Consider the following 22,456-nt stretch of genomic DNA (forward strand, 5'->3'; position numbering starts at 1 on the left):
ACTTCTATTCTTTTATATCATTGTAATCAATTTAAATCAACTTATTAAATATTATTTTTTATTAATAATTATTAATAATTAAATAACAGAATACATTTTTTTTATATCTTATCTACAAAAACATTACTTCTTGATTAACTAATTATTTTTTCTTTATCGTAATACCCTTTTTCTTTATGAAATATATATGTGAATTCTGCTCCAAAAAATGTAATTTGTGCTATATAATAAACCCATAATAACATTATAACTAAGGTTCCTGCTGCACCATAAATATTTGCAATAACATTCTTAGAAAGATATAATTTAATTAAACTATTACCAAAAATAAATAAAAAACCTGTAAAAATACCTCCTATAAAAGAAAATCTCCATTTTGTTTTTCTATCAGGTAAAAATTTAAAAGCCAGAGTAAACATTATTGAAATCAGCAAAAAATTATAAAAACCATTAAAATATCTATTATATTCATTAATAAAAGAAAAGTTATTACCAAAATTATCTTTAATAGTCAAAAGAATTGGATAACTAAAAAAATAGAGAGTAATTATAAAAGAAAAAACTATTACTATCAAAATAGAAACCATTCTTATTCTAAAACCATGCCAGATAGCTCTTTTAGGTGGAACTTTTACTTCCCAGATTGTGTTTAAAGCATTTTTAAGATAATTAATACCCATTGAAGAGGTAAATAAAATAGTAAAAATACTTAAAGTAGTAGCTGTTATTTTTGCTTCAGAATGACTTGCATTTTCTATTAAATTTTTAATAAAATCTGCAATTTGTATACCTAAAACATTTTTTACTTCAAATAAAAATTGCAACTTAATTTCTGTATTACCAAGAATATTACTAATTATAATTAATACAACAACTGTCATCGGAGCTAATGATAATATTGAATAAAAAGCTAAAGCTGCTCCAAGTCTTGGAACTTTATCTCTATTCCACTTTACAAAAGTTTTTACAAGTAAATGAAAAAAGAATTTTATATTTTTTAATATATAAATATCTTCTGTTTTAATCAAAAATTTTTCAACTTTTTTCAAAAATATTAAAATAATTTGTACAAATTTTTTCATAAACTAAAACCTATATAATCCTAATTTATTTTTATATGATATTTTAACTTAACTTACTTTTAATAAACTTTATCATTTTTAATATATATTTTTGTATTTATTTGTTTTAAACAACATTTTTTATCTTTTACACATTTTTATTTTTATCATGTTTTTAATATTTTGTAATATGAAATAAATTTAATATTAAGAATAAATTTGTAAATAGAAATAAAAACTTTATATAAATGTTATAAAAACCTTGACATTTAAATAAAAAAAATTAAATTTGGTTGAGAGACGATGTTTCGTCTCATTTTTTTATATATGGGGATTTTGTAATTTAATTTATTAATTTAAAACTCAAAATTATGTTTTATTTTTAAATTATTTTTTTACTATTATTCGGCTTTAAACTTATTATTAAATTATTTTTTTACCAATATTAATTTATAACTTAATATTAATTGTTAATATAAAATTATTATTTAATTTATATTGCCCTTATATATAATTTTTGAATAGAGGTAGTAGTGGTAACAATTGAAGAAAAGATTAAAAATATTTTCCCTTTTGATAATATTTTGCTCCTTAAATTGGACATTTTACCAGCAAAAAAAATTATTTTAACAATTGGTAAAAAAAAAGGAGCAACTTTAGACGATTGTGAAAAGATATCAAAAGTAGTTCGTCCTATTATTGGGGATGAATATTATCTTCAAGTTCAATCAACTGGGATTGGATGGAAAATTGATGTAAATTCTAAAACTTCAGATATTTTTATTGGCGAAAAAGTAAAAATTACATTTGTAAAAGATGGAAAAACAAAAACAGAAGAAGGAATTTTAAAATCAATAGATGCTGAAAAAGTTACAATAAAAACTTTAAAAAATGAAATAACAATCTTAAAAGAAAATATAAAAAAATTAAAAACAACTTTTTAAAAAAAACAAATATTGTAAATATAAAAAAAATAAAAATAAGAAATAAAATAAGAGAAATATTATAATAGTAGAATTTATTTATCAGAATAATAATTATACTATAAAAACTAATGGAGGAAACTGTGTCAAAAATAAAAGATACTTTACAAATAATTTCTGAAGAAAAAAATATTTCTGTTGAAGATGTGAAAAATCTTTTATTAAAATCTATTTTAATTGGATATAGAACTCTTTTATATAATAATAAAAACACAACAAAACAAGGAAATATAAAAGATTTAAAAAAAGAAGACAAAATTGATGAAGTTGATGCAAGACTTGAAATAGATAGAAAAGGACATATAAAAGTATTTATTAAAAAAGTTGTAACTAAAAGACCTTCAAAACTTTTAAAAGAAATTAGTAAAAAGGAAGCATCTCATTACAAAAAAGATGCTGATTATGGGGATGAAATAGAAATAGAATTAGATTTTGATAATTTTAGTAGAAATACTATTAGAACTATCAGGCAGGAATTTGATAAAGAAATTAAAACTTTTACAGTTTCAAAAATTTATGACCAGCTTAAAACAAAAGAAGGTCAACTTATTTATGGAAAAATACAGAGAATTTTAAATAGAAATGTATATGTTGCAATTGAAAATTCGAATATTGAAGGTGTTTTACCTCCTTCACAACAATCTCCTATTGATAATATAAAAGTAGGAGAAAGGAGATTAATGCTTTTATCCAAAATTGTTAAAGTTACAAGAAGAAATGAAGAAAATAGTTCAAAGCTTTATATTGAACTTTCAAGAACTTCACCTCTTTTTATACAAAGATTATTTGAAAAAGAGATCCCTGAAGTTGCAAAAGGAATAGTTAAAATAGTAAAAATAGCAAGACATGTAGGTTATAAAACTAAAGTAGCAGTTATCTCTGAAAAAGAAGATGTTGAACCTGTTGGAGCATGTCTGGGAGTAAAAGGATTTAGAATTCAAAATATCAGAAAAGAAATAGGGATGGAAGTTATAGAAGTCATTCAGTGGAGTGACCATCCAGAAACTTTAATTGCAAATGTATTAAATCTTCCTAAATTAAGTAATGGGAAAATTTATACTTTAAGTGAAGATAAAAAGATCGCAGTTGTAGTTGTTAAAACCAGAGAAGATCAAAAAAATGTTATTGGAAAAGAAGGGATTAATGTAAGACTTGCTGTGGAACTTACTGGATGGAAAATAGATATTAGAACAGAAGAAGAATTTGCTGCTTCAGAATATTCAAAATTACAAAGTAAGATGTTTGATACTATTTTTCAAAATAATACTGAAGAAGAAACTGAAGAATATGAAGAAGTTGATGAAGAAACTTCAATTTTTGAACTTGAAGAATTTCTTGGAAGAGATATTGTATTAAAATTACAAAATGCAGGGATAGATACAATTGATAAATTAATTGATTATCATTCTCAGGGAAGATTAAATACATTGCCAAACATTACTACTGAGGAATTCATGTCAATACAAAAATTTATAGAAGAAAACATTGAAATAGAAGAAGAAGAAGAAATCCAGGAACATGAAGTTATTATATGTCCAAATTGTAATAAGGAAATTGATGCTGATTCTGAAGTATGCCCTTACTGTGGATATAAATTTGATGAATAGAAAATTGTTCTATTATTATATATTTTTGATTTAATGTGAATAAAACTTATATAAGATTTATATAAAATAATACTTATATAAGAAATAAATAAAAATAATTTTTATTTTATTTAATATATTTTGTAATGATTTTGTTATTAATTATTGATTTTAGTTTATATTATGTTAATCATTAATTGATTGAATAAAAGGAAGTTTTGAAAGGAACATATGAACAAGAAGATAATTACTTATTTAAAAAGTAAAGATTTAACTCATGAACAAATTCAGGAATTATTAAAAAAATTTAAACTCAATCCTGAAGACAGATTAAATGTTGAAGTTCAAGAAAAAATTGATGCAGCTGTATCTACTGCAAAAAAACCTGTTAAGAAAATAATACTTAAAAAGAAAGTTGTAAAAAAAGTTACAAAAAAAGTTACAACTAAAAAAGTAAAACCTGTTAAAGAAAAAATTGAATCAACTGAAAATAAAATACAAGTTGATGAAACTACAAAAGAGTCTAAAAAAGAAACAATTAATCAACCACAGGAAAATATAAAAATTACTGATACTAAAACAAAAACGAAAGAATCAACTATAAAAGAAGAGGAACCAACAGTTGAAACAAAAACAAAAGTAGCAAGTGAATCTAAAGAAATAAAACATTCAGGAAGATATATTCCTAAAAAATATGAACCTAAAGAACATAATAAAACTACTCAAGAAAGAAGAACAAAAACTTATACATATAAACCAAAACAATATGTTTCAAAACAAAGAGACACTTCTGAAAATAGAAAAAAAGGTAAAAAAATATATATAAAGAAAAAATCAACTTCACATGGTGATAAATATCATGATAGAGATGCTCATGTTCAGAAATTGGGTAATAAGAAATTTTTCAAAAAGAATGATACACATGTTGAAACTCCTGCTAAAACTGCTACTTCCTATGAACACAAACGAAAGAAAAAAGAAACAGATATTAAAGATAAATTTAAAGAAAGAGAAGATTATAATTATAAATTAGAAGCTGCAACAAAAAAGAAAAAGAAAGAAACCACATTTGCAATTCCTGAACAAATTGAAGTTCCTGACTTTATTTCAATCCAGGATTTAGCCAAAAAAATGAATATAAAAGCAAATGTTATAATCAAAAAACTTTTTGATATGGGAATGATGGTAACAATAAATCAAAAAATTGATGCTGAAACTGCTGAAATTATTGCTTCAGAATTTAATTGTGAAGTTAAAAAAATATCAATTTATGATGATATAGAGATTCCAAAACAGGAAAACATTAAACCTATATTAAAAAATAGAGCCCCAATTGTTACTGTAATGGGTCATGTTGATCATGGGAAAACAACCCTACTCGATTTTATTAGAAAAACTAAAGTAGCTAAAGGTGAAGCTGGTGGAATTACTCAAAAAATAGGTGCTTATAAAATAAAAGTTAAAGGTGAAGATATTGTTTTTATTGACACTCCAGGACATGAAGCTTTTACAAATATGAGAGCAAGGGGAGCAAAAGTTACCGATATAGTAATTTTGGTTGTTGCTGCAGATGATGGTGTAATGCCTCAAACTATTGAAGCAATTAACCATGCAAAAGAAGCAAAAGTTCCTATTATAGTTGCTGTTAATAAAATTGACAAAAACAATGCTAATCCTGAAAGAGTAAAATCAGAATTAGCTGAATATGAAATTTTACCTCAGGAATGGGGTGGTGATAATATATTTGTAAATATTTCGGCACTAAAAGGAACAGGAGTTGATGAACTTTTAGAAGCTATTCTTTTACTTGCTGATGACCTTGACTTAAAAGCAGATTTTAATCCTAAAAAATGGGCAGAAGGAATTGTTTTAGAATCTAAAATTGATAAAGGTAGAGGTATAGTTGCCACTGTTTTAATCAAAAATGGAATAGCAAAAATAAGACAACATTTTATTGCTGGATCTGAATATGGAAGAATAAGAATAATGTTAAATGAAAAAGGGGAACAATTAAAAGAAGTTTTCCCTGGTACTCCTGTTGAAATTGTTGGTTTTGAAGGATTACCTGAAGCTGGAGATCCATTTAATGTTGTTGATGATGAAAAACTTGCAAAAAATATTGCTAAAAAACGAAAAGAAGTTGAAACTATCGAAAAACAAAAAGAAGCTTCTGTCTCTCTTGATAATATATTCAAGAAAATTGAAGAAGGTTCAATTGAAGAATTAAAAATAATCATAAAAACAGATGTTCAGGGTATGGCTGAAGCTTTAAAAGCATCACTTGAAAAACTTTCCTTAAAAAATATTAAAGTAAAGGTTATCCATTACTCTGTTGGAGCCATTACTGAAAATGATGTAATATTTGCTTCAGCATCAAAAGGGATTATTATTGGATTCAATACAAAACCTACATCAAAAGCTGTATCTTTAGCGGAAAAAGAAGGGGTGGAAATTAGAAGATACAATGTAATTTATGATATTATTGAAGATGTCAAAAAAGCGATTTCAGGTCTTGCTGCACCAAATATAAGAGAAGAGATAACAGGTGAAGCTGAAGTTAGACAGGTATTTAAAGTAAGTGGTATTGGAACTATTGCAGGATGCTATGTTACTAAAGGTATCATCACCAGAGATAGTTTATGCAGGATTTATAGAGATAGTAAACTAATATTTGATAGTAAAATCGCTTCCTTGTATAGATTCAAAGATCCAGTAAAAGAGGTTAAACAGGGTTTTGAATGTGGTATAGGAATTGCAAAATTTCAGGATATAAAAGAAAAAGATGTAATTGAAACATATAAGAAAATTGAAGAAAAACAAACTTTTGAAGAATTAGTTGCTGCACAGAAAAAAGAGGAAAAGGAAAAAGGGGAAAAAGATAAATGATCCCTGATAGAGATAAAAGAATTGCAAAAGCAATATATAGGTTATTACTAAAAATTTTCTCCTTTGAAATTAGAGATTCATTATTAAAAGATAATATTATAATTACAAAGGTTGAACTTACAAAAGATTTATCAATAGCAAAAATATATTTTCATATTACTAATTCTGTTGAAAATAAAACTGAAAAAGATTATTTTAAACATTTTGAAAAAATATCCGGGTTTTTAAGAAAAAGAATTGCTGAGGAAATTAATATAAAATATTGCCCTTCTGTTAGATTTTTCATTGACAAAGGTTATAATAAAGGAAAGGATGTCCTTGATCTTCTTAATAAGATAAAAAATGAAAAATGAAAATTTCTTTATCTTACCAATAAATAAACCCAAATCTATATCAAGTTTTAAAGCATTAAATCTAGTAAAAAAAACATATAATTTCAATAAAAGGTTCCATTTAGGCCATACTGGAACACTTGATCCTTTTGCAACAGGTATTTTAATTCTATTGGGTGGTAAAGCAACTAAACTTGCAAAATTTTTTAACCTATTTGAAAAAACTTATTTTGCAAAAGTGATATTTGGAAAAAAATCTGAAACAGGTGATAGCTATGGAAAAATAGTAAAAGAATCAATAATTCCTGATAAAGATCAAATTTTATTATCTTTAAATAAATTTAAAGGTGAAATTTTACAAAAACCACATAAATTTTCAGCTGTAAAAATAAATGGTAAAAGAGCATATCAATATTCTAGAGATAACATAGATATTGAATTAAAGCCAAGAAAAATAACAATTTTTGACCTAAATATGTTGCTTTATAACAAAAATACCGGTGTTGGTATTTTTAAAATAGTTTGTTCGTCAGGTACATATATAAGGTCTCTTTTTGAAGATATTGCAGAAACTTTAAACACATATGCTTATACAGGTGAACTTGTGAGATTTTCAATAGGACCATTTAAAATTCAGAATACATTAAAATTTAATATTAAAAATAATTTAAATGATAATAGTTATTTTAATAAAAATATTATTTTAAATAAAGAAAACTTAGAAGATTATCTTATTTATCCCACTTATGAGATTTTTAAACAATATTTTCCTTTTTTTAAAATTCCTGAAAAATTAAAAACAATCTTTATTAATGGGAAAAAAATTCAAATAGATAATCTTTTAGATAGTATAAATTTAAATAAAACAACAAATCAAAATCATATAAATTCAAAATATATTGGATTTTATAATAAAGATAAACTTATAACAACAATTTTAGAATTTGAAGATGATAAAGTTAATTATTCTTTTAATTATCCAGAAATAATTAAATTATAAACTTTTAAAAATTTATAAATTTTAAAGTTTTCTATTTATATTAATTATATTTATATTATCTTTAAGAAAGAATAAACACAAATTATATTTTTTTTCTTTTTTAATTTAATAAAAGAATATACATTTATTTATATTTAAATTATATAAAAAGTCATAACCAAATAAAAATATTAAAATAAAAAATGGTTAAAAAATTAGAATTTTATCGGATTTGTTAATGAAGATTTTTAATGATTTAGATGCTATAAAAAAAATAGAAAATAATTTTATCCTGACTATTGGTAACTATGATGGTTTTCATATAGGGCACTTAACTATATTAAACAAAATGGATAGGATATCAGAAAACACAGGATTTATCAAAGTTGCAATAACTTTTAGAAATAAGCCTCTACATTTTATCAAAAAAAAAGAATGCAACATCAACATTATCCCTTTAAAAGATAAAGTATCTTTTTTTGAAAAAAAAGGTTTTAAATATTTAATTTTACTTGATTTTAATGATAAAATTAGAAATATGGATAAAGATTCTTTTCTCAATAAACTTTTAGAATCTACTTATTTTAAAGGTTTAATTGTGGGAGAAAATTTTAGATTTGGTAAAAATCGTGAAGGCTCTACAGAATATCTTTCTAAAATTTTAATATCTAAAAATTTAATTTTTCATTCAATCCCAATTCAAAAAAAAGATGGAATATCTATTTCTTCTTCCTATATTAGGAAAAGAATTAAAAAAGGTGACCTTTCAATAAACAAATATTTAAATGAACCGTTTTATATTAAAGGGATTGTTGAAAGAGGGAAAACATTAGGTAGAAAAATCAACTACCCTACTGCAAATATCTATGTCTTTGATCAAATCAAACCATTGGATGGAGTTTATTTCACAATTACTGAAATCAAAGAAGAACTATTAAAAGAAGAACTTGTAGAAATTAAAAATAAAAAACATTTATTAGAAATAGATGAAATTTCAGTACAAAAAAAGCAGTACTTTTCAATGACTTTTGTTGGACATGATGGACATGTTGAAACACATATATTTGATTTTGATAAAGATATTTATGGTAATGAAATAAAAGTTTATTTTTTATATTATATTAGAAAAAACAGATATGTGAAAAACATTAAAGAACTTAAATTATTGCTTGACAGTGATAAAGAATTCATATATCAAAATTTAATAAAAAATCATAATACGAATGAAGGGATTGATTATGAACAATTTCGAACAATTAATTCAAATATTAAATAATTTAAAAAAAAATATTTTAAAAAGAGTAAAAATAGATGATTTTAAATTAGATTTAATTCTTTCCTCTTTTTTTCTTTCAGGCCATGTTTTACTGGAAGATATGCCTGGTTTAGGAAAAACAACATTAGCTAAAACTTTAGCTTTTTCTACAACAGATGATATTGGTTTTTCAAGAATTCAATTTACTTCTGACCTTTTACCTTATGATATTATTGGAATTGAAATTTTTAATAAAGAGAAAAATAATTTTGAATTTAAAAAAGGACCAATTTTTTCATCAATAATTTTAGCTGATGAGCTTAACAGAGGAAATCCAAAGGTTCAATCAGCAATGCTTGAAGCTATGGGAGAAAAACAGGTAACAATTTTTGGAAAAACATTTAGTCTTCCACCTATCTTTTTTGTTATAGCAACACAAAATCCTTATGAAGAAGCAGGAACCTTCCCTCTTCCTATTTCCTCTCTTGACCGTTTTATGATTAGTTTATCATTGGGGTATCCTGATAAAGATGATGAAATATATATATTAAAAAATAACCTGCTTGATTTTAAAAAAGAGCAAATAGAACAGGTAATTGATTTAAATAAAATTCTTGAGATAAAAGATTTTATACAAAATCTTTATATTGATGATGAGCTTATTGAATTAATATATAATATTGGACTATTATCCAGAGAAAACAATAATCTTTCTTATGGATTCTCAACAAGAGCACTACTGCACCTTTTAAATTTTTCAAAAGCATGGGCATTAATTCACTCAAAAAGAGATTTTGTAACTGATATGGATATAAAAGAAGTTGCAAAATATGTATTTCAACATAGAATTCCTGAAAATAAAGAAGTAATTGATATTATTGTTGATAAAGCATTAGACATGAGAGTAAAAAAATAAAAAGAGGATGATTGAATTAATTGTTGATAAAGTAATAAACAAAAAAGTAAAAAAATAACAAGAGATGGAAGATGTTCTTTATAATTTATTTTATTTTAGCTTTTTTATTCTTTTTACCTAAAAAATCAATGTTTTTAACATTTGTTTCCTGTTTTTTTGGTATTCTCTCAACAGTTCTAATTATATATTATTTAATATTAATGTTTTTTATAATAAAAAACAGAGAAAAAATTTTAAAAACTTATTCTGTGCCAGGTTATATCTTTTCTTCAAAAATTGATTTTAAAAATATTTTTAAAAATTTTTTTCTATCAAATATCACTTTAAATTTAATTACAGATAAACAAAATATTGTTTTCAAATGTAATAAAAATAACTTTTACACTCCCCCTTTTTTTGCTGGAAAACACAATATTAAATCTTTTTATTTAAAATTTTCTGACCCTTTCAATTTTTTTACAATAAAAAAACAATTAAATATAAAAACATTTTACAATTTTTTTATTCAAAATAAAACCTATCAAATTAATTTTTTTAATAATGACAAAAATGATGAAATAAAAGAAAAAAAGATAAAAGATGATTCAATAATTTTAAGAGATTATTTAGCTGGCGATGATCCAAGAAAAATATTCTGGAAAGCTTATGCTCTTTCTGATGAACTAAAAATTAGAGAAGATTGGTTTGAAAAATCATCACAAAAAAAAATCAAAATAGCTCTTGATGGTCTATACAACTTAGATTACTATTTTCTTACTGAACATTTATTAAAAAAACTTTTTTTATATATTATAAAATTATTTAACTCAGGTTTTGATATTGTTGTTTTTGATAAAAATATTGAAAACAAATATATTTATATGATTGAAAAACAAATATATGATTTATTAGAATCTAATTTTGATAAAAATATTATAAAAAAAGAGAGATTTGATATTTTATTTTTTTCAAGTTTTGAAAAAAATGAATTTAACTCTAATAATTATGTTTTTTTATCATGTACCGATTTTTTTACAAAAGGCACACTAGAATCAATTAAACATCTAAAAAAAATACCTTCTAAATCAATTAAAAGATACTTTTCCTCTGATTTTTATAAGTTAGAAAAAAGTTATTCAAAAAAGTATAAGAAAAAATTGCAATGTTAATAATATTATATAAATACTAATAGAATTATAATATAATTATATATTAATCCCCTTTATATATTTTATTTATCATATTTTTTTCATTAATTCTAATTTTTTTAAAAATTTATACTATAATTGCTTATCTTTTCAATAAAATCATCTAAAGTTATAAAAATGGATATGTTTAAAAATTAAATAAGGGGGAACTTAATGGCAAAAATAAAATATTTCAACTTTATTATTTTTATTTTACTTTTATTGTTAACCTTATATGGATGTTCTTTATCCAATCAAACTCAAAGTGTAGCTTCTCCTGTACTTAATCCTGCAGGAGGAACATTTGCAAATAGTGCTGATGTATCATTAAGTTGTAAAACAACTGGAGCAACTATCTATTATACAACTGATGGAAGTGATCCAACTACTTCAAACGGAACAGTTTATACTGCTCCAATTACCATTACAAATTCAACAATAATAAAAGCAATAGCTTATAAAGATGGAATATCTTCAAGTATAATAAGTGCAGATTTTAATATAAATAGAGTAAAATGGAAGTTTAAAACTGATTATTGGATATATTCTTCCTCTCCAGCAATAGGAAATGATGGAACTATATATATTGGATCAGATTGGAAATACCTATATGCAATAAAATCTACAAGTATGGGATTAGCTAATAGTCCATGGCCAAAGTTTCAAAAAGATAACAAAAATACAGGAAATGTTAATCTAACAGATTGATAGAGTTATATAAACAGGAATAATTATTTTTTGGAATTTAAAAAGATATAGTTAGTAAAATAAATATTTTGCCTTCTGATTTTTATGATCAGGAGGCATTTTTTTAAATAATTATTTTAAAAAAAATGCTTGCATTTAATATTAAATAATTTATAAAAAATTCATAAAATTTTAAAAATAATTAAATAAGATATCTGGAGTTATTTTATGCAAAAAAAACAAATTTTTTATTTATTTTTATTATTTTCTATTTTCTTTTTAATCTTGTATGGATGTACTTTGTTCAATCAAACACAAGAAGTAGCTACACCAACAATAACGCCAGAAGGTGGAACATTTGCAGATAGTGTTGATGTAACAATAAGTTGTGCTACCGTTGGTGCAACTATATATTATACAACAGATGGAACTGATCCAGACAGCTCAAATGGAATAGAATATAAAACCCCAATTACAATTACAAAGACAACAACAATAAAAGCAATAGCTTATAAGGATGACATATATTCAGATATAACAACTGCAAATTTTAGTATGAAAAAATGGAGTTATAAAACAGATAATAGAATATATTCATCTCCAGCAATAGGAAGTGATGGAACCATATATGTTGGATCATATGATGGATATCTATATGCAATAAATTATGATGGAACATTGAAATGGAAGTATCAAATTGGTGGTAATATAAATTCTTCTCCTACAATTGACGATGATGGAACTATATATGTTTCTACTTTTTTCTATCTATATGCAATAAATCCTGATGGAACAGAAAAATGGAATTTTTACACTAGTAGTACTACAATTTCTTCTCCAGCAATAGGAAGTGATGGAACCATATATGTTGGATCTGGTGATAATTATCTATATGCAATAAATCCAGATGGGACAGAGAAATGGAAATTTGAAACTAGTAATTTTATAGAATCTTCTCCAGCAATAGGAAGTGATGGGATTATATATGTTGGATCAGCTGATTTTTATCTATATGCAATAGATCATGATGGAACATTAAAATGGAAATTTGAAACTAGTGGTTTTATAAAATCTTCTCCAGCAATAGGAAGTGATGGAACTATATATATTGGATCAGATGATAATTATCTATATGCAATAAATTTTGATGGAACATTGAAATGGAAGTTTAAAACTAATCATTATATTTATTCATCTCCTACAATTGGAAATAATGGAACTATATATGTTGGATCAGAGGACAATTATCTATATGCAATAAATCCTGATGGAACATTGAAATGGAAGTTTCATACCGATAGTGGTATATCCTCTTCACCAACAATAGGAAGTGATGGAACTATATATGTTGGATCAGAGGACAATTATCTATATGCAATAAATCCTGATGGAACAGAAAAATGGAGATACGAAACTGGTGATGAAATACACTCTTCACCAGCAATTGGAATTGATGGAACTATATATGTTGGATCAGAGGACAATTATCTATATGCAATAAATTCTGAAAGTTCAGGCTTAGCAAATAGTCCATGGCCAAAGTTTCATAAAAATAATAAAAATACAGGAGATTATTCTGGGGAAATACAACAGATCTATTCACCTATATTTAATCCTGCAGGTGGAACATTTGGAATTAGTACTGAAGTAACAATAAGTTGTGCAACAAATGGTGTAACAATATATTATACCACAGATGGAAGTGATCCAAGTATCAACAATGGAACAGAATATACAGCTCCAATTACAATTACAAAGACGACAACAATAAAAGCAATTGCATATAAAGATGGTAAATATTCAGATATTACAAATACCACATTTACAAAAGTAGAAGCATTAACTATAACTCCAGAAGGTGGAACATTTGCAAATAGTGTTGATGTTACAATAAATTGTGCAACAACTGGTGCTACTATATATTATACTACAGATGGAACTAATCCAGATGCTTCAAATGGAACAGTATATACTGCTCCAATTACAATATCTTCTACTACAACAATAAAAGCAATTGCATATAAAGATAGTGTATATTCAAATATAACAACCGCTACATTTACAATAAAAACGGGAATAACTTTAGAAGCACCAACAATGACTCCAAATGGTGGAACATTTGCAAATAGTGTTGATGTTACAATAAATTGTGCAACAACTGGTACTACTATATATTATACAACAGATGGAAGTGATCCAACTACAAATGGAACAGAATATACACAATCAATTCCAATAACAGCTACAACAACAATAAAAGCAGTTTCTTATAAAGATGGTGTATATTCAAATATTACAACTGCTACATTTACAATAAAAACGGGAATAACTTTAGAAGAACCAACAATGACTCCAAATGGTGGAACATTTGCAAATAGTGTTGATGTTACAATAAACTGTGCAACAACTGGTGCTATTATATATTATACAATAGATGGAAGCTATCCAGACAGCTCAAATGGAACAGAATATACATCCCCAATTACAATAACAGCTAATACAACAATAAAAGCAATTGCATATAAAGATGGTGTATATTCAAATATAACAACTGCCACATTTACAAAGTTAGAAGCTCCAACAATAACACCAGATCATGGAACATTTTCAAATAATGTTGATGTAACAATAAGTTGTGCAACAAATGGTGCAACTATATATTATACTACAAATGGAAGTAATCCAACTACTTCAAATGGAACAGAATATACTTCACCAATTACAATAACTGCTAATACAACATTAAAAGCAATTGCATATAAAGATGGTGTATATTCAGATATAACAAATGCTACATTTACAATAGTAGAAATAGAAACACCAACATTAACTCCAGCTGGTGGAACATTTGAAGATAATATTGAAGTAACAATAAGTTGTACAACAGATGGTGCAACTATATACTACACAATAGATGGGACTGATCCTGATAGCTCAAATGGAACAGAATATACTACACCAATACCAATTACAATAACAACAACAATAAAAGCAATTGCATATAAAGATGGTGTATATTCAAATATAATAATTGAAGATTTTATTATAAATAGATTGAAATGGAAGTTTCAAACTATATATGCGATACATTCCTCTCCAGCAATAGGAAGTGATGGAACTATATATATTGGATCAGATGATAAATATCTATATGCAATAAATCCTGATGGAACATTAAAATGGAAATTTCAAACTGAAGATTGGATATCCTCTTCTCCAGCAATAGGAAGTGATGGAACTATATATGTTGGATCATGGGATAATAATCTATATGCTATAGATTCTAATGGAAATTTGAAATGGAAGTTTCAAACTGGTAGTTATGTATATTCTTCTCCAGCAATAGGAAGTGACGGAACTATATATGTCGGATCAGAGGATCGTTATCTATATGCTATAGATTCTAATGGAAATTTGAAATGGAAGCATTATATTGGTGGATATATAGCTTCTTCTCCAGCAATAGGAAGTAATGGAACTATATATGTTGGGTCAGGTTATAAATATCTATATGCAATAAATACTGATGGAACATTAAAATGGGAATGTGATGATCCTGGTAAGGTAGATTCTTCTCCAGCAATAGGAAGTGATGGAACTATATATGTGGGATCAGATGATAACTATTTATATGCAATAAATACTGATGGAACATTGAAATGGAAGTATCAAACCACAGATGATATAGAATCTTCTCCTGTAATAGGAAGTGATGGAACTATATATGTTGGATCAAATGATAACTATCTATATGCAATAGATCTTAATGGAACATTAAAATGGAAGTTTCAAACTTCAGGTGATATATCCTCTTCTCCAGCAATAGGAAGTGATGGAACTATATATGTGGGATCAAAAGATGGTTATCTTTATTCAATAAATCCTGATGGAACACTAAAATGGAAATATCAAATTGGTAATGGGATAGATTCTTCTCCAGCAATAGGAAGTGATGGAACTATATATCTTGGAGCAGGTGATGGCTATCTTTATGCAATAAATTCTGAAAGTTTTGGTTTAGCTAATAGTCCATGGCCAAAGTTTCATAGAGATAACAAAAATAGAGGAAATGTTTCTTTTACAGATTGATAGAATAATATGATAAGGAACAATTATTTTTTGGAAGTTAAAAAAATATAGTTAGTAATATTAATGTTTTGCCTTCTGATTATTTATAATCAGGAGGCATTTTTATTTATATGTATCCCTTTATATTAGAATAAAGGTTTGAAAAAATCTTAATAAATTATATAAAATATATATGAATAAAAATAATATTTTTAAAAAGATATCCATTTTAGCAAATTATTATAAAATTAGCCTTCTTTATACTATTTTATCAACAATTTTTATTTCAGGTATTATATTTAAAATAGGGATATACAACTTTTTTTATATTTTACCAGTTATATACCTTCTTGATTTAACTATATTTAAAATAAGCAAAAATTTCATAAAAAATAATTTTTTAAAAAAAATTTTTACTAATTTGATTTATAGAAAAATAATTATTATTCTTACACTATTATTTTCTTATTTCATATTAGAATTTATTGTAAAATTTGTATATGAAAGTTATTTTTTAAATTCAATTACTTTTATACTTTATATATCATTATTTCTTACAATAATTTATCAACTAATATATATTATAAATCATTACATAATTAAATTTAAAACCCTATTTTATTTTTTTACTATATTTAATTCAATTTTACTTTTACTTTTAAATATTTATTCAAGCATTTTATTCGGAATTATTATATTCATATTGTATCTTTTAATATCAATATTGACTTTTGAACTTTTTTTAAATGAAAAATTTTATTTAAATATAAAATTGCTATTTGTTTTTATTGTTTTCCTTATAAGTGCTATAATTTCATACTTCCCGGCAATAAATACAAAGATAAAAGAAGAAACAGGTTTATTAGAAAAAAAATTTTTTAAATTTAATTTTTCAAACAGATTAATAATAAAATCTGATTATAAATTTACTGGAGAAATTATCTTTTATGCAAAACTTAATAAACCTGGGTTATTTAAGGCAATTGTTTATCCTGATTACTCTAAAAAGAATGGATTTTATTCATCTGGAAAGATAAAACTTCCCTATCCACAATATATTAAAAACAAGATTTGGGAAAATAATTCTTACATTAAAGGAAAAAATTTTAGAATTCAAGATAACTCAATTATATTTAATATTAACTTAAATAAAGATTTTGTAATTGGTAAAAATGAAATTTTTAAAATAATCCCATATGAAAACTGGATAGATTCCCCTTTTACAAATATTTATGAATCCGACTCCTTATCACTGGATCAAACTCTACCATATGATATCTCTTTTAAAACTCTTGATAAAAAACTTTTCAAATATTACACATATATTGAGATAAATGACAAAGAAGTAGAAGATTTTATAAACAATTATGCAAAAAATTTACATTCAAATCAGGCTAAAATTGAGTTTTTCTATAGAATGTTTAAATTAAATTATTATTATTCTTTAAATCCTGAAGGGGGAGATGGATTTAAAGGGATTAAAAAATTTTTGTTGACTTATAAAAAGGGATATTGTTCCCATTTTGCTTATTCATATTGTATGATTTTAAGATATTTAAAAATCCCATGCCGTATTGTTGGTGGTTTTAAGGTAATGAATAGTAATAAGATTTTTGATTTTTATAAAGTTTATGATTATAATGCACATTCTTGGGTTGAGGTTTATACTGATAGATATGGATGGTTCCCTATTGATCCTACATCTGATAGACTTGCTCCTGGAGAAACATTTAATACCCCAGCAAAAAACTCTGATAAAGAAAACATTTACCTTGAAAGTTTACTTAAAAATTTCAATAAATTGAAAAAAAGATCCTCTAAAACTTTTTCAAATATAAATAAAAATAAAACTGATAATTTAAATAATTTAAAAAACAAAAATAATTTAAATACTTTATTTACTATAATCATTATTTTAATATTTTTATTAACCTTGATATACCTTTTTAGATTTTATATTTTGTTTTTTATATTAAATCAAGCCAGCTCAAATAAATTAAAAAAACTTATATTTAATTATTTTTATAAATCTCTAGCAAAAATAGTATCAAAAAACCAACTAAAACCAATTGAAGAAATTTCTAATATAATGAACAATCGAGGATTAAATCTTGAAAAATTTAAAGAAGATTATATAGATTTTTTCTTTAGTTATAATAAAAACAGAGTTTTATCCAGAATTGGATTTAAACAATTTATTAATTGCTATTATTATCTTTTGAAGAATCTTCTTTCATCAAAACTTCTATTCTGGAAAGCATCATATTTGAAAGGGAAACACAATCTTTAACATTGCTATACTTTTCTATTACAATATTAAAATATTTTTTAGCTTCTTCATACTTCTCCATTTTGTAATATACATAACCAATTTGATATGTTGCCCATGCACTATTAGTAACATCATCAGGATAATATTTTAATACTGCTTCGTAGTATTTTAAAGCAATTTCATAGTTATTATTATTATAGGCTTTATCTCCTTCTATTAGCAATTTTTCTGCAGAATATATGTTGTTATTACTATCTTTTACAGAAAATTCAGTTGAAGTACATGAAAATAATAAAATTAAAAATAATGATATAAATAAAAATAGTGTAATTTTTATGTTTTTGTTCATAATTTCCCCTTTTTTTAAATAATAATTTATATAATTAAATAATAATTTGTTTATCTAAAAGATTATTTTAGCTCTTCCAACATTCTAATATAGTTTTTAAATTCTCTAAGTTTTTCTTCATATAGAAAATCTCTATATTTATTCTTAATATTAAGTGTTCTTTTCCATTTGGGTAAATCATCAATACATAATAATATTTCTTGAATTTGCTCATCTAAAAATTTAATTTTTTCTTTATAAGTTAAAACATGTAAAAATAGAATTTTAAGTTCTATACCATATCTGACAATCTCAGTACTTTTAAAAGGGGTTTTTACCCATTCTTTTAGACTCTTCTTCCCCTCTTCAGTAAGATAATAAACATCTTTAGGAATTTTTGAATCAATAATTTTTTTAGGTTGTAAATATTTTTTTTCAACTAATCTTTTTAAAGCTGGATAAATTGATCCAGGTGATGCAGACCATCTTAAAATATAAGATTTATCAAATATTTTTTTTATATCATAGCCAGAAAATTCATGTAAAAAAACAAATCCCAATAAAACACTTTCTAAAGTTGTATTTTTAATTGTTCTACTCCTAAAAATATCATTATTACATTTAAATACCTTATATAAATAAATTAATAGAATAAATAAAAAATATATCAACTTAAAAAACAAAATACAGGTTAAAAAATTTAATCAACCTTGACAATACAATTAATTTTCATAATATAAAAAACAAAAATGTAATATTATTTTATAAATTAAATAACTATTCAAATAATTGTATTTTAATACAATTAAAAAAATATACGAAAAATAAAACAAATAATAAAATAAAACAAAATACAAAAATTAAACTTAACATCAGGAGTAAAAATGGAATATTTTATTGTTGAAGGGCCTACAAGACTTAAAGGGGAATTTTATCCAAAAGGGAATAAAAATGCTGCTTTACCTATAATAGCTGCAACATTATTATCTGAAGATGACATTATTTTAAATAATGTTCCTGAAATTGAAGATGTTAAAATAATGTTGGAAATTTTAAAAACATTAGGTGGTGAAGTAGAAAGAATTAAACCAAATAAATATAAAATAAACTGTTCTAAGGTTAATAATTTTATTATTGACGACCAATTAGGTAGAAAAATAAGAACATCCTTATTATTTGCAGGTCCTTTACTTGGAAAGTTTGGTAAAGCTAAGTTTCCAAGACCTGGTGGTGATGTTATAGGAAAAAGAAGACTTGACACTCACTTTTTAGGTTTTAATGCACTTGGTGCAGAATTTAAAATCAACAAACATTTTGAATTAAATGCTAAAAAGCTAAAAGGTACATTTATTTACCTAGATGAAGCTTCTGTAACTGGTACTGAAAATATCATTATGGCTGCTTCAATGGCTGAAGGAGTTACAACAATATATAATGCAGCATGTGAACCTCATGTTCAGGACCTTTGTAACTTTATTAATAGTATTGGGGGAAAAATTTCAGGGATAGGTACAAACAAATTAACTATTGTAGGTGTAAAAAGTTTTAAAGGGGGTGAGTGGGAAATCATATCAGATCATATTGAAGTTGGTTCTATTATAGGTTTAGCTGCTATCACTCATTCTAATATAAAAATTAAAAATATTGTACCTGAACATTATAATATAATACAAAACACTTATAAAAAATTGGGTATAAATTTTTACTTTGATGGAAATGATATTATTGTACCTGAAGACCAAAAGCTTGTTATAACAGGTGATATTGATAATTCTATCCCTGTAATTTATGATTCTACATGGCCAGGATTTCCTGCAGACCTCACATCTATTGCTGTTGCTGTTGCAACTCAAGCAAAAGGAACAATTGTTATATTTGAAAAATTGTTTGAATCAAGATTATTTTTTACAGATAAACTTGTTAGTCTTGGAGCAAAACTTGTGTTATGTGACCCTCATAGAGTAGTTATTTCAGGACCAAATTCTCTATATGGTGGAGAAGTTACATCTCCAGACATTCGTGCTGGTATGGCAATGTTAATTGCAACTTTAGTTGCTAAAGGTAAATCAAAAATCTACAATATTGTTCAAATTGATAGAGGATATGAAAATATTGATAAACGCCTCAATGCTTTAGGAGCTAATATTAAAAGAATCAAAGAATAAACAATTTTGTTAATAATAAACTTGAAATTATTGAGATATTTGAAAAAATAAGAAATAATTTTATCATTATTAAAATTTTTCTCATTAGGTCAGTTATGTAACCCTTTTATTTCTAGCAGTTTTTACATTACAAAAAAACATATAATATATTCTCTTTAGTACTTGCAACTGACAACCATTCGAAAAATTTTAATAATGATAAATATACAAGCTTAATTAATTTTTATTTCATATTTATAAATACAATAATTCCTAATTTTATTATTAACTTCATTTACCACAATAATATTAATTATCTTTTACCTTTGGCAACTGTAATCCAGTCGAGAAATTTTAATTAGGATATATATATTGTTTTTATTTATTTAATTAAATACAATAATTTCAATTTTTATTATTAATTGCATCTGCTACGGAAAAAAAGGGACTTTCCAAAAACACAGGAAAGTCCCTTAATTTTATAAAAGTTTAAATGTAAAATCTTAACTACAATCTTATTAATTTATCTTTTACAATACAATTCTTTTTATCCATTATTATCTGTATTGTTATTTTCTTCATTTGTTGCATTTTGTTCTTCTGTATTGTTTTCTTGTTTAACCTGGTCTTCTGTTCCTGGCATCATAATTTCAAACTGTGATTTAGGTGGAGTGTTATCAATAACACCACTTAATGTCCATGTATCAGAAGTATTACCAACATTATCAATAATAGAAACAGAAACAGTATGTTCACCTTCTTCAGTAAAAGTAATTGGACCTGCATATGGTAAGAAATCACCACCATCAACAGATACTAAAATTAACTTAACACCAGATAATGAATCATGGCCTTTAATTTCAATCTGGAATCCAGATTTTGCATAGAATTTATCACCAATCATATAAGGTTCTTCAGCAGGTATTATTTCTGCTAAAGGTTTTTCATCATCAACTATAAATTGATAAACAAAAACATTAGATACATTACCAACATTATCTACAGCATAGTATTTTATTGTATAGTTACCACCTTTATCAAATAACAATGGTTCACTATATTCTTGAAATTCACCATCATTAATTGCATAGTAAATTTGTTTAACACCTGAATATGTATCAAATGCTCTTAGATAAAAGTTATAACCAGCAGGAACATAATTTAAACCTCTGAATTGATAAACACTTGAAGTAGGTATTAATTGTAAAATAGGTGCACTACTATCAACACAAATAGATATAGTTTTTTCAAAATTAACATTACCAACATTATCAAATACTCTATAAGCTACAGTATGATAACCTTCTTTTTTAAATGTAATAGGTTTAGTATATTGAACAAAACCTTTATCATCAATAGAATATTCAATATATGCAACACCTGATATCTCATCATCAGCTTTAATATCAAATTCTGCTTTTAAAGGGATAAAATAAGTTTGTTTATTCTGATAAACTCCAGGTTTAGCAACTTCTGCATTTGTATTTTCTTCAACAGTTGTTGGTTGAACAGGAGTTGAATTATTGTCAGTTTGAGCCTGATCTTGTTTTTGTTGAGTCATGCCCTGATTATCCTGAGCAAATAAAGATATACTGAAAACAATCATAAAGATTATTAATAATCCAACAAATAGCTTTTTCATAAATTTCCTCCAGATTTATTTATTTCTAAATAAATATAAATAAATAGCTTTAATTGTCAACATTCTTTTTTATTTTTTAATATTTATTAACATTATAATTTAACTTATTTTTCCTCTTTCTTTATTTTTATTTTTTTCTATATAGAAAGAT

At 24.5% G+C, this 22,456-nt stretch carries 16 protein-coding genes; 12 read left to right on the forward strand and 4 right to left on the reverse strand.

Going from position 1 to position 22,456, the window contains the following annotated elements; translation table 11 throughout:
* Positions 1–134: 134 nt before the first annotated feature.
* Positions 135–1,082 (reverse strand): YihY/virulence factor BrkB family protein, encoded by a 948-nt coding sequence (locus tag ACZ5EC_RS05950; protein ID WP_464304037.1) that lies wholly within the window; start codon positions 1,080–1,082, stop codon positions 135–137.
* 512 nt (positions 1,083–1,594) lie between these two features.
* Here ACZ5EC_RS05950 and ACZ5EC_RS05955 point away from each other — a divergent pair.
* The 11 genes from ACZ5EC_RS05955 (at position 1,595) to ACZ5EC_RS06005 (ending at position 18,209) form a co-directional block, all read left to right on the forward strand.
* Complete coding sequence (locus tag ACZ5EC_RS05955; protein WP_464304038.1) at positions 1,595–2,005, forward strand: hypothetical protein; 411 nt, start codon at positions 1,595–1,597, stop codon at positions 2,003–2,005.
* A gap of 122 nt (positions 2,006–2,127) precedes the next feature.
* Positions 2,128–3,651 (forward strand): NusA N-terminal domain-containing protein, encoded by a 1,524-nt coding sequence (locus ACZ5EC_RS05960; protein ID WP_464304039.1) that lies wholly within the window; start codon positions 2,128–2,130, stop codon positions 3,649–3,651.
* Positions 3,652–3,861: 210 nt separating this feature from the next.
* Positions 3,862–6,516 (forward strand): translation initiation factor IF-2, encoded by a 2,655-nt coding sequence (infB, locus tag ACZ5EC_RS05965; protein WP_464304040.1) that lies wholly within the window; start codon positions 3,862–3,864, stop codon positions 6,514–6,516.
* On the forward strand, positions 6,513–6,869 hold the full coding sequence (gene rbfA / locus ACZ5EC_RS05970) for a 30S ribosome-binding factor RbfA (protein WP_464304041.1): 357 nt from the start codon (positions 6,513–6,515) through the stop codon (positions 6,867–6,869). Before infB ends, rbfA begins: the two co-directional genes overlap by 4 nt.
* The gene (gene truB, locus ACZ5EC_RS05975; protein WP_464304042.1) at positions 6,859–7,848 is read left to right on the forward strand and encodes a tRNA pseudouridine(55) synthase TruB; all 990 of its coding nucleotides are present in this window, start codon (positions 6,859–6,861) and stop codon (positions 7,846–7,848) included. The genes rbfA and truB overlap by 11 nt, the downstream gene beginning before the upstream one ends.
* A 217-nt stretch (positions 7,849–8,065) precedes the next feature.
* Entirely contained in the window at positions 8,066–9,103 is a 1,038-nt protein-coding gene (locus ACZ5EC_RS05980; RefSeq protein WP_464304043.1) for a riboflavin kinase, read from the forward strand.
* Positions 9,066–9,998: an AAA family ATPase gene (locus tag ACZ5EC_RS05985; protein ID WP_464304044.1), complete on the forward strand. Its 933-nt coding sequence runs from the start codon at positions 9,066–9,068 to the stop codon at positions 9,996–9,998. Before ACZ5EC_RS05980 ends, ACZ5EC_RS05985 begins: the two co-directional genes overlap by 38 nt.
* A gap of 71 nt (positions 9,999–10,069) precedes the next feature.
* Positions 10,070–11,146: a DUF58 domain-containing protein gene (locus ACZ5EC_RS05990; protein WP_464304045.1), complete on the forward strand. Its 1,077-nt coding sequence runs from the start codon at positions 10,070–10,072 to the stop codon at positions 11,144–11,146.
* Between the two features lie 192 nt (positions 11,147–11,338).
* Positions 11,339–11,872: a chitobiase/beta-hexosaminidase C-terminal domain-containing protein gene (locus ACZ5EC_RS05995; protein ID WP_464304046.1), complete on the forward strand. Its 534-nt coding sequence runs from the start codon at positions 11,339–11,341 to the stop codon at positions 11,870–11,872.
* A gap of 207 nt (positions 11,873–12,079) precedes the next feature.
* A complete protein-coding gene (locus ACZ5EC_RS06000; protein WP_464304047.1) occupies positions 12,080–15,940 on the forward strand; it encodes a chitobiase/beta-hexosaminidase C-terminal domain-containing protein in 3,861 nt (1,286 codons plus the stop codon).
* A 751-nt stretch (positions 15,941–16,691) separates the two neighbouring features.
* Entirely contained in the window at positions 16,692–18,209 is a 1,518-nt protein-coding gene (locus tag ACZ5EC_RS06005; protein WP_464304048.1) for a transglutaminase-like domain-containing protein, read from the forward strand.
* Here ACZ5EC_RS06005 and ACZ5EC_RS06010 read toward each other — a convergent pair.
* Together ACZ5EC_RS06010 and ACZ5EC_RS06015 are read right to left on the reverse strand one after the other, a co-directional pair.
* Positions 18,118–18,540, reverse strand: a complete 423-nt coding sequence (locus ACZ5EC_RS06010) for a tetratricopeptide repeat protein (protein ID WP_464304049.1) — start codon at positions 18,538–18,540, stop codon at positions 18,118–18,120. The genes ACZ5EC_RS06005 and ACZ5EC_RS06010 overlap by 92 nt on opposite strands.
* A 62-nt stretch (positions 18,541–18,602) precedes the next feature.
* Entirely contained in the window at positions 18,603–19,079 is a 477-nt protein-coding gene (locus ACZ5EC_RS06015) for a PadR family transcriptional regulator (RefSeq protein WP_464304050.1), read from the reverse strand.
* Between the two features lie 324 nt (positions 19,080–19,403).
* Here ACZ5EC_RS06015 and murA point away from each other — a divergent pair, with 324 nt between their 5' ends.
* On the forward strand, positions 19,404–20,684 hold the full coding sequence (gene murA / locus ACZ5EC_RS06020) for a UDP-N-acetylglucosamine 1-carboxyvinyltransferase (protein ID WP_464304051.1): 1,281 nt from the start codon (positions 19,404–19,406) through the stop codon (positions 20,682–20,684).
* 526 nt (positions 20,685–21,210) lie between these two features.
* On the opposite strand, the gene ompL47 is transcribed toward murA, so the two are convergent.
* On the reverse strand, positions 21,211–22,305 hold the full coding sequence (gene ompL47 / locus ACZ5EC_RS06025; RefSeq protein ID WP_464304052.1) for a multi-beta-barrel domain surface protein OmpL47: 1,095 nt from the start codon (positions 22,303–22,305) through the stop codon (positions 21,211–21,213).
* Between the last annotated feature and the right edge of the window lie 151 nt (positions 22,306–22,456).

This window comes from Exilispira thermophila, assembly GCF_055389015.1.